This window comes from Acidovorax sp., assembly GCF_046291265.1.
Taxonomy (GTDB): domain Bacteria; phylum Pseudomonadota; class Gammaproteobacteria; order Burkholderiales; family Burkholderiaceae_C; genus Acidovorax.
Map to the genome: position 1 here is coordinate 1 of NZ_JBKBTV010000110.1, position 8,379 is coordinate 8,379.

The following is an 8,379-nucleotide window of genomic DNA, read 5'->3' on the forward strand; positions in this document are numbered from 1 at the left end:
TCTTTTCGCCTGCTTCGCGCATTTGCGCCAGGCGCGGCAGGCTCACGGGCCGCCGCAGGGGCAGCGGCGACGCAGGCGGCAAGGTACCGTAGGGCGTGGCAGAAACGTTGCGGGGGGCGGTCATGTGGGGTCCAGGGGCAAAAAAATTGCCGCGAGTCTATGCGAGCAATACTGGGTGTACTTATCGGTTTCAAGCACGGCTGAACCCGGTCTGCGCTGACGCCGTGGCCTTTGGGTTGCCGTTATGCTCGCGCCCCATGACGCTTTCGAACCAACAGTCCAGAGACAACGACGTGGCCGAACTGGCCCGCGCCGACGTGGCCCGCGCCTTGGCCGAAGACGTGGGCAGCGGCGACCTGACCGCCGACCTGATCGACCCCACTCGCCGCGCCCGCGCCCGCATCCTGGCGCGCGAGTCTGCCGTGATCTGCGGCGCCCCCTGGGCCGAGACCGCCCTGCGTGCCCTGGACCCCACCGTGCAAATAACCTGGCATGTGACCGAGGGCCAGCGCTGCACCCCCGACCAGGTGGTGCTGGAGCTGGAAGGCAATGCCCGCGCACTGCTGAGTGCCGAGCGCACGGCGCTCAACTTCTTGCAACTGCTGTCGGCTGTGGCCACCAAAACCCGCACCTATGTGGATGTGGTGGCGGGCACCCGCGCCCACATCGTGGACACCCGCAAGACCCTGCCGGGCCTGCGCCTGGCGCAAAAATACGCGGTGCGCGTAGGCGGCGGCACCAACCACCGCATTGGCCTGCACGACGCCGTGCTGATCAAAGAGAACCACATCGCCGCCGCGGGTGGCGTGACAGCCGTGTTGCGCGCAGCCGAAAAAGTGGCGGGGCAGGCGAAGTTCATCGAGATCGAAGTAGAAACGCTGGCGCAGCTGACCGAGGCGCTGGACGCGGGTGCCCAGATGGTGCTGCTCGACAACATGCCTCTGCCCACGCTGCGCGAAGCAGTGCGCATCAATGCAGGCCGGGCGATTCTGGAAATATCGGGCGGCGTCACGCTCGAAGGCCTGCGTGAATTGGCCGAAACCGGCGTGGACCGCATCTCCATCGGCACGCTGACCAAAGACGTGAAAGCCACCGACTTCTCCATGCGCTTGCAGGAACTGTCATGACCACCACTGCCGTGCTGAGCCGCATCGATGTCGAATATGAGCAGCCGCTGGACGCCCAGGAGGGCTCGGTCTGTGCCACCAAACACGCCTGGGCCCGCGTGCCACCCGAGCCTTCAGAGGCCGAGCGTGCCGCACTCAAGGACAAAATTCGCCGCCTGTTGAAAGAAAAAAATGCGGTGATGGTGTCGCACTATTACGTGCACCCCGACCTGCAGGACCTGGCCGAAGAAACCGGCGGCTTGGTGAGCGACTCGCTGGAGATGGCCCGCTTTGGCCGCGACCACGCCGCGCAGACGCTGGTGGTCAGCGGTGTGCGCTTCATGGGCGAGACAGCGAAAATTCTGAGCCCCGAAAAGACCGTGCTCATGCCCGACCTGGATGCCACCTGCTCGCTCGACCTCGGCTGTCCCATCAACGAGTTCAGCGCGTTCTGCGACGCGCACCCGGACCGCACCGTGGTGGTCTACGCCAACACCAGCGCGGCGGTGAAGGCGCGGGCGGACTGGCTGGTCACATCGAGCTGCGCCCTGGACATCGTGGGCGCCCTGAAGGCCGCGGGGCAAAAAATCCTGTGGGCGCCTGACCGGCACCTGGGCGCCTACATCCAACGCGAGACCGGCGCCGACATGGTGTTCTGGAACGGCGCCTGCATCGTGCACGACGAGTTCAAGGCGCTGGAGCTGGAGCTGCTCAAGAAGGAGCACCCAGAGGCCAAGGTGCTGGTGCACCCCGAAAGCCCCGCCGATGTGGTGGCGCTGGCCGACGCCGTGGGCTCCACCAGCGCCATCCTGAAGGCCGCGCGCGAGATGGAGGCGACAGAATTCATCGTGGCCACCGACAACGGCATGATGCACAAGCTGCGCACGCAGAACCCCGGCAAGATCTTTTACGAAGCGCCTACCGCGGGCAACAGCGCCACCTGCAAAAGCTGCGCGCACTGCCCCTGGATGGCGATGAACGGCCTGGCAGACGTGGCGCGGGTGCTGGAGACGGGGGCCAACGCGGTGCATGTGGACGCCGCGTTGATCCCGCGTGCACGGCAGCCGATTGATCGCATGCTGGCTTTCACCGCCGCGCTCAAGAAGGGACAACCCACTGGTTCGCTGGTCCCACACCTCGGGGCCGCTTGACGGTCGTTGATGTGCTGAATGCTTTGTTTTTGATAGCTACTAGCGCTTATGGATAAAGCGCTAGCGCCTGTTTTGACTCATATTTCTTGTATCGACTTCACCCAACCGCTGGACGCGAACGCGCCGCGGCTTCGGCACCGCTTTACCGCCCCGCGGGAGGTGCTGGCAGCCCACACCCTGGCCGATGTGCGCGGTGTGCTCGACGCGGTGCATGCGGCTGCCCAGCGCGGCCACTGGTGTGTGGGCCATGTGCGCTACGAAGCCGCCGCAGCGTTTGACGCCGCCCTGCAAACGCATCCGGCCGATGGTCCGTTGGCGTGGTTTGCCGTGTACGACGCGCCCCGGCCCTGGCTGGACGAGGTTGCAGGCCATGCCCCGGCAGACGCTGCGCAGGTCACGTGGGCAGACAGCCTCACCCGCGCCGACTTTGATGCGGCCATGGCCACCATCCAGCAGGCGATCAGCGCGGGTGAGCTTTACCAGGTCAACTTCACGGCCCCCATCCGCGGTGCACTGCAAGGCAGTGCCGATGCACTGTTTGCCGCGCTGCAGCGCGCGCAGCCTGGCGGTTATGCGGCGCACATCGATGCGGTCGAAGAGCAGGTGCTGTCGGTATCGCCCGAGCTGTTTTTTGACTGGAAGGATGCGCCCGGTGGCGGTCGCATTCTGGCCCGCCCCATGAAAGGCACCGCCCCGCGCGGCGCCACGCCCGAGCAGGACGCCGACAACGCGGCGCATCTGCGCACGGCGCCCAAGGAGCGCGCCGAAAACGTGATGATCGTGGACCTGCTGCGCAACGACCTCTCGCGCATCGCGCTGCCACACAGCGTGCAAGTGCCCGCCCTGTTTGCCACGCAGGCGCTGCCCACGGTGTGGCAGATGACGTCGGACGTGACTGCGCGCACGCGCCCTGGCACCACGCTGACGGACGTGTTTGCGGCGCTGTTTCCCTGTGGCTCGGTCACGGGTGCGCCCAAGGTGCGCGCCATGCAGATGATTCATGCGCTGGAGCCCGCGCCACGTGGCGTGTACTGCGGCGCGGTGGGTGTGGTGCGGCCTGCAGATGCCGCCACCGGTGCCGATGGCCTGCACAGCGTGGCGGCCACGTTCAACGTCCCTATCCGCACCGTGGTGCTGCGCGCGGGTGCCGACAGCGGGGCAGGCAGTGGCCCCACAAATCATGCCGCCACGGTGGTTACCTGCGGCATTGGCAGCGGCATCACATCGGGTGCCGAGCCCGCCGCCGAATGGGCCGAATGGCGCCATAAGCGTGCGTTTGTCGAGCGCGCCAGCATGCCGTTTGAAATTCTGGAAACCCTGGGCCTGCAGCACGGCAAGTTTCAGCACGCCGACCCGCATGTGCGCCGCATGGCCGAGGCCGCCGCGCACTTTGGTTTTGCCTTCAATGCGCACGCCGTGCGGCAAGAGCTGCAGATTGCCGCTTTGCAGCACCGCGACGGCGCGTGGCGTGTGCGCCTGCTGCTGGCGGCCAACGGCCAGGCGCGTACCGAAGCGTTTGCCTTGCAACCCACTTCCGAGCCCGTGCGCCTGCAACTGGCCGACCGCCCGTTTGGCGATGCTCACAGCGAGTTCGTGCGCTACAAAACCACCCGCCGTGCGCATTACGCGGCGTTTGCTCCTACCACCCCCGGCGTGTTCGACACGGTGTTGTGGAACGAGGCCGGTGAGATCACCGAAGGCACCTTCGGCAACCTTGCGGCCTTCATCGACGACCGCTGGGTGACACCTCCGTTGTCCTGCGGCCTGCTGCCCGGCATTGGCCGTGCGGTGGCGCTGCGGGACGGCTGGATGAACGAGGCGGTGCTGCGCGTGGAGGACGTGCCGAGGGTGCAGAACTGGGCGTTTGTGAACAGCCTGCGCGGCTGGCTTTCGGCCACGCTGGACGCCTGAGGCTGGCGGCTTCAGGGCTGAGTGCCTTGCGCAAGCGCCTGCTCATCGAGGCAGAGGGCACACGCAGCTTGGCGATGGCGGGCGATGTGAAAGACGTTGCGTTTTGCGACGGCGCCGGGTTGCTCCAGCTACATCTCTGGCAACCCCGGCGACTGGGCTTGTCAAACCTTCCCCGCCGGTTTAGCCGTCTGCTCATCCACCAGGCGCTTCGCCCCGGTGGAGTTCGGTCTCAAAGCCGCTCTTTGGCGTAAGAGCCGCGGTCCATATCCACCACTTCCACACTCAGCTGCACCAGCACACCCTGGGGCTTGGGGGTGCGCTCGCGCAGCACGGCCGCGATGCGCTCGGACAGCTCTTTTTTGGCCTCGGGCGTACGGCCTGACAGCAGGCGCAGTTGTGCGTGCACAAAGGCGCGGTTCGCTGGCGCTGTCCCGATCTCGAAACTGTCGGCCACGGTGAAGCGGGTTTTCAGATCGGCTTCGTCCTGAATCTCGGTGTGGGTGCACAAAGTGGCATTGAGGGCAGTCAGCGTTTCCGCTTCTGGGTAGTGGGGCAGGTTGGCGGAGTATTCGACGGTGAGGTGGGGCATGGTGGTTCCGGTCAATGGATGGCTTCGGTGTGCGGAGCGGGGCGCACTGCGCGCGCCGTGCCAGTTTAAGGGGGAGGGGAGGCGCTCTGGTTTTTGCCGTGTCATCCGGCACGCAGTCACTGTGCGAACGCCTGGCAGAAAAGTTGGTTTGGAACGCCCGGGACGCCGCAAGGGTCTTGCGCAACGGATTTGTTGCCGCCACAGGGCCTGCTCACAATGGCGGCGGCCCGGTATTTGCTGGGCCCTGCGCGGGCCCCCATCTTTGGTGTGGGGCCCGTGTCTGTTCTTTATGCACTTTTGTCTTCAATAAAACCATGAAACACCAAAAATTGATCCGACATCTGACCTTTGCCGCCCTGGCGGTTTGCGCGCTGGGAGCCCATGCCGAGGGGGCTCATCCCCATTGGGACTACAAAGGCAAACATGGCGCCACCCACTGGGGCGCACTGGAGCCGGGTTTTGAAGCCTGCGCACGCGGCGCGGCCCAAAGCCCCATCGACATTCGCAAAACCGTGAAAGAGGCCCTGCCTGCACTGGACTTTCAGTACGCAGCGGGCGCGCCCACGCTGATCAACAACGGGCACACCGTGCAGGTCAACATGCCCGCAGGCAGCAAGCTGGTGGTGGACGGCAAGGCGCTGGAGCTGCTGCAGTTCCACTTTCACACCCCCAGCGAAGAGTCTATTGGTGGCAAGCGCGCGGCCATGGTGGCGCACTTTGTGCACAAGGGCGAGGATGGCGGTCTGGGTGTGGTGGCGGTGCTGATCCAGCCCGGCAAGACCAACGCGGCCTGGGCACCCATCTTTGCGCACTTGCCCCGGGTGGGTGAGCAGGTGACGGTGGATGGCCTGAGCCTGGATGCCAGCACTTTGCTGCCCGCCAAGAAGGGTTACTACAGCTTTGCCGGTTCGCTGACCACACCGCCGTGCTCCGAGGGCGTGCAGTGGATGGTGCTCAAAGACCCCGTGAAGCTGAGCGCCCAGCAGATCAAGGCGTTCCGCCACATGTACAACGCCAACGCGCGTCCGGTGCAGCCGCTCAACGGCCGTGTGGTCAAGGAAAGCGCCTGAGGATCCTCAGCTGACCCTCCCACGGCTCCCATAGCCTTCACAGGGTTGGCTGAGACTTCAGGCGATATTGGCCGCGGGTGCCCATGGGGTGCCTGCGGCCTTTTGCCGACTGGAGGCAACGCAGTCAGCGGCATGGGCGGCCAGCGCGCTGAGTAGCTGATCCACGTCCTCCGCCGTGTGCGCGGCGGACAGCGCAATGCGCAGCCGGGCGGTGCCCGCAGGCACCGTGGGCGGGCGGATGGCCGGCACCCACAGGCCCTCTTGGCGCAAGCGCTCCATCACCGCCAAGGCGGCCTCATTGCTGCCAATCACCAGCGCCTGCACGGCGGTGCTGGACGGCAGCAGATGCCAGCCCAGTTCGGTCGGCAGCGTTGCCAGGCCTTCTCGCAGTTGCGCAATCCGTTGGCGCAGCCCATGGCGCAGGTCGTCGGCGGCGGCAATCAGTTCGAGGCTTTTGCGCAGCGCGCACGCCAGCAAGGGCGGCGCTGCGGTGGCAAAGATGTAGGTGCGCGTTTTCTGCAGCAGCCATTCAATCAGCGCAGCATCACCGGCGACAAAGGCACCCGCTACGCCAGCCGCCTTGCCCAGTGTGGCCATGTACAGCACGCGGCGTGACGCTGCGGCGCCCGTCAGGCCCGCGTGCGCCAGGCTGCCGCGCCCTTGGGGCCCCAGCACGCCAAAGCCGTGGGCGTCGTCCAGCAGCAGCAGTGCGTCGTAGCGCTCGCACAGCGCCAGCAGCGCGGGGATGTCGATCAGGTCACCGTCCATGCTGAACACGGCATCGCTGATCACCAGCTTGCGCCGCGCCGTGCTGGCGGCGAGCTGCGCTTCCAGCACCGCCAGATCGGCATGTGGATAGCGGTGGATGGTGGCGCGCGACAGGCGTGCGCCATCGATCAGGCAGGCGTGGTTGAGTGCGTCAGAGAAGATCGCATCGCCATCGCCCACCAGCGCGGGGATGATGCCGGTGTTGGTGGCATAGCCCGCGTAAAAGTACAGCGCACGGGGCAGCTGCACAAACGCGGCCAGCTCGTGCTCCAGCGCATCGTTGGCGGCGCTGTGGCCGCTGACCAGGGGCGAGCCACCCGCGCCCACGCCAAAAGTGTGCGTGGCCTCACGGGCGGCCTCGGCCAGCGCGGGGTGGCTGGCCAGGCCCAGGTAGTCGTTGCTGCAAAAGGCCAGCATGGGCGCGCCATCCACCAGCATCCGGGCGCCGCCAGCGGGCAGCACCACGCGGCGACGGCGCAGCAGGTGGGCGCGGTCCAGGTCGGCCAGACGGGCGGGAATGTCGTCCAGCCAGGACGGTGCAGCGTGCACACCGGTCATGGCGGTCATGGCGGTCATAACGGCAATAGCGGTCATAGCCAGGCTTCAGGCAGTTCAAACACCAGCTTGCCCGGCTCGGGCAGGTCTTGGTGGGGCACATCGGCCAGCAGCGGGGCGCCCAGTCGCGCGCGCAGGTAGGCGATGTTTTCGTCCACGGCATCCATCTCGGGGTCGATGCGATTGGCCACCCAGCCTGCCAGTGCCAGGCCGCGTGCGCGGATGGCCTCGGCCGTCAGCAGCGCATGGTTCAGGCAACCCAGGCGCAAGCCCACCACCAGCACCACAGGCAGGGTCAGGGCCTGGGCCAGGTCGGCGCCCGTCTGCGTGTCGCTCAGCGGCACATGAAAGCCGCCCGCACCTTCGACGACCACGGCGTCGGCCTGTGCCGCAAGCGCCTGGTAGCTGCGAACGATGGCCGCAATGTCGATCTGAACGCCAGCGCGCGCCGCTGCGATGTGGGGCGAGAGCGGGTCGAGCAGAAGCACCGGGTTGTCCAGCGCAGATGGCACAGCCAGGGTGGAGGCTGCGCGCAGGGCGATAGCGTCTTCGCTGGCCCAGTCATCGCCCCAGGGCACCACACCCGCGGCCACAGGCTTCATGCCCACCACGCGGCGGTGGTGCACCGCCAGTGCATGCAGCAGGCCCGCAGACACCAGCGTCTTGCCGACTCCGGTGTCCGTGCCGGTCACAAAACATCCAATCATCAACTCTCCTCCTGCAGGGTGGCGTTCAGTGCGTCGACCGCACCGCTGGCAAGGCACTCGGTGGCCTCGTCGTCCAGCACATAGGGTGGCATGGCGTACAGCGTTTTTCCGATGGGTCGCAACACCAGTCCACGCGCCATGGCGTGCTGGTGGTAGCGGCGCGAAAAGTCAGGCAGCGTGGTGTCCACGTCCCAGGCCCAGATCATTCCCAGGCGGCGCGCGTGGCGCACACGCTGGTGGTGGTTGAGGGGCGCGCAGGCCGCGTCGATGCGCTGCGCCAACGCGGTGTTGGTGTTCAGCGCATCGAGCTGGTCGAACAGCTCCAGCGTGGCCAGCGCCGCACGGCAGGCCAGCGGGTTGCCGGTGTACGAATGCGAATGCAGAAAGCCGCGCGCCACGTCATCGTCGTAGAACGCTGCGTACACGTTATCCGTGGTCAGCACGGCCGACAGCGGCAGGGTGCCACCGGTCAGGCCTTTGGAAAGGCAAATGAAATCCGGCCGGATGCCCGCCTGCTGGTGC

Annotated in this window: 8 protein-coding genes and 1 pseudogene; 4 read left to right on the forward strand and 5 right to left on the reverse strand. The window is 66.5% G+C overall.

All coding sequences use genetic code 11. The features are described from left to right. A pseudogene (gene panB, locus ACK41V_RS22815) lies at positions 1-124 on the reverse strand (3-methyl-2-oxobutanoate hydroxymethyltransferase); the annotation flags it as partial. Between the two features lie 133 nt (positions 125-257). Between panB and nadC the strand changes: the two are divergent. The 3 genes from nadC to ACK41V_RS22830 all read left to right on the forward strand — a co-directional run bounded on the left by nadC (position 258) and on the right by ACK41V_RS22830 (position 4,168). After that, positions 258-1,127, forward strand: a complete 870-nt coding sequence (gene nadC, locus ACK41V_RS22820) for a carboxylating nicotinate-nucleotide diphosphorylase (protein WP_409785845.1) — start codon at positions 258-260, stop codon at positions 1,125-1,127. Continuing rightward, positions 1,124-2,257, forward strand: coding sequence for a quinolinate synthase NadA (gene nadA / locus ACK41V_RS22825; protein ID WP_409785846.1), 1,134 nt, complete (start codon positions 1,124-1,126; stop codon positions 2,255-2,257). The genes nadC and nadA overlap by 4 nt, the downstream gene beginning before the upstream one ends. 72 nt (positions 2,258-2,329) lie before the next feature. After that, entirely contained in the window at positions 2,330-4,168 is a 1,839-nt protein-coding gene (locus ACK41V_RS22830; RefSeq protein ID WP_409785848.1) for a chorismate-binding protein, read from the forward strand. 229 nt (positions 4,169-4,397) lie between these two features. Here the strand turns inward: ACK41V_RS22830 and ACK41V_RS22835 are convergent, their stop codons facing one another. After that, positions 4,398-4,757, reverse strand: a complete 360-nt coding sequence (locus ACK41V_RS22835) for a 5-carboxymethyl-2-hydroxymuconate Delta-isomerase (RefSeq protein ID WP_409785850.1) — start codon at positions 4,755-4,757, stop codon at positions 4,398-4,400. Positions 4,758-5,071: 314 nt separating this feature from the next. Between ACK41V_RS22835 and ACK41V_RS22840 the strand changes: the two genes are divergently transcribed. Continuing rightward, positions 5,072-5,827 carry a carbonic anhydrase gene (locus tag ACK41V_RS22840; protein WP_409785851.1) on the forward strand — a complete coding sequence of 252 codons (756 nt, stop codon included), beginning with the start codon at positions 5,072-5,074 and terminating at the stop codon, positions 5,825-5,827. 57 nt (positions 5,828-5,884) lie between these two features. Here the strand turns inward: ACK41V_RS22840 and bioF are convergent, their stop codons facing one another. From bioF to ACK41V_RS22855, 3 genes are all read right to left on the reverse strand, one after another. Continuing rightward, positions 5,885-7,153, reverse strand: coding sequence for an 8-amino-7-oxononanoate synthase (gene bioF, locus ACK41V_RS22845; RefSeq protein WP_409785857.1), 1,269 nt, complete (start codon positions 7,151-7,153; stop codon positions 5,885-5,887). Between the two features lie 32 nt (positions 7,154-7,185). Next, entirely contained in the window at positions 7,186-7,857 is a 672-nt protein-coding gene (gene bioD / locus ACK41V_RS22850; protein ID WP_409785853.1) for a dethiobiotin synthase, read from the reverse strand. Beyond that, positions 7,857-8,379 (reverse strand): aminotransferase class III-fold pyridoxal phosphate-dependent enzyme (locus tag ACK41V_RS22855; protein ID WP_409785855.1); only part of this gene is annotated, 523 nt, incomplete at its 5' end. The genes bioD and ACK41V_RS22855, both read right to left, overlap by 1 nt.

Coding starts and splice junctions, on each gene's coding strand:
- nadC (WP_409785845.1), top strand. CDS start 258: ATGACGCTTTCGAACCAACAGTCCAGAGACAACGACGTGGCCGAACTG.
- nadA (WP_409785846.1), top strand. CDS start 1,124: ATGACCACCACTGCCGTGCTGAGCCGCATCGATGTCGAATATGAGCAG.
- ACK41V_RS22835 (WP_409785850.1), bottom strand. CDS start 4,757: ATGCCCCACCTCACCGTCGAATACTCCGCCAACCTGCCCCACTACCCA.
- ACK41V_RS22840 (WP_409785851.1), top strand. CDS start 5,072: ATGAAACACCAAAAATTGATCCGACATCTGACCTTTGCCGCCCTGGCG.
- bioF (WP_409785857.1), bottom strand. CDS start 7,153: ATGACCGGTGTGCACGCTGCACCGTCCTGGCTGGACGACATTCCCGCC.
- bioD (WP_409785853.1), bottom strand. CDS start 7,857: ATGATTGGATGTTTTGTGACCGGCACGGACACCGGAGTCGGCAAGACG.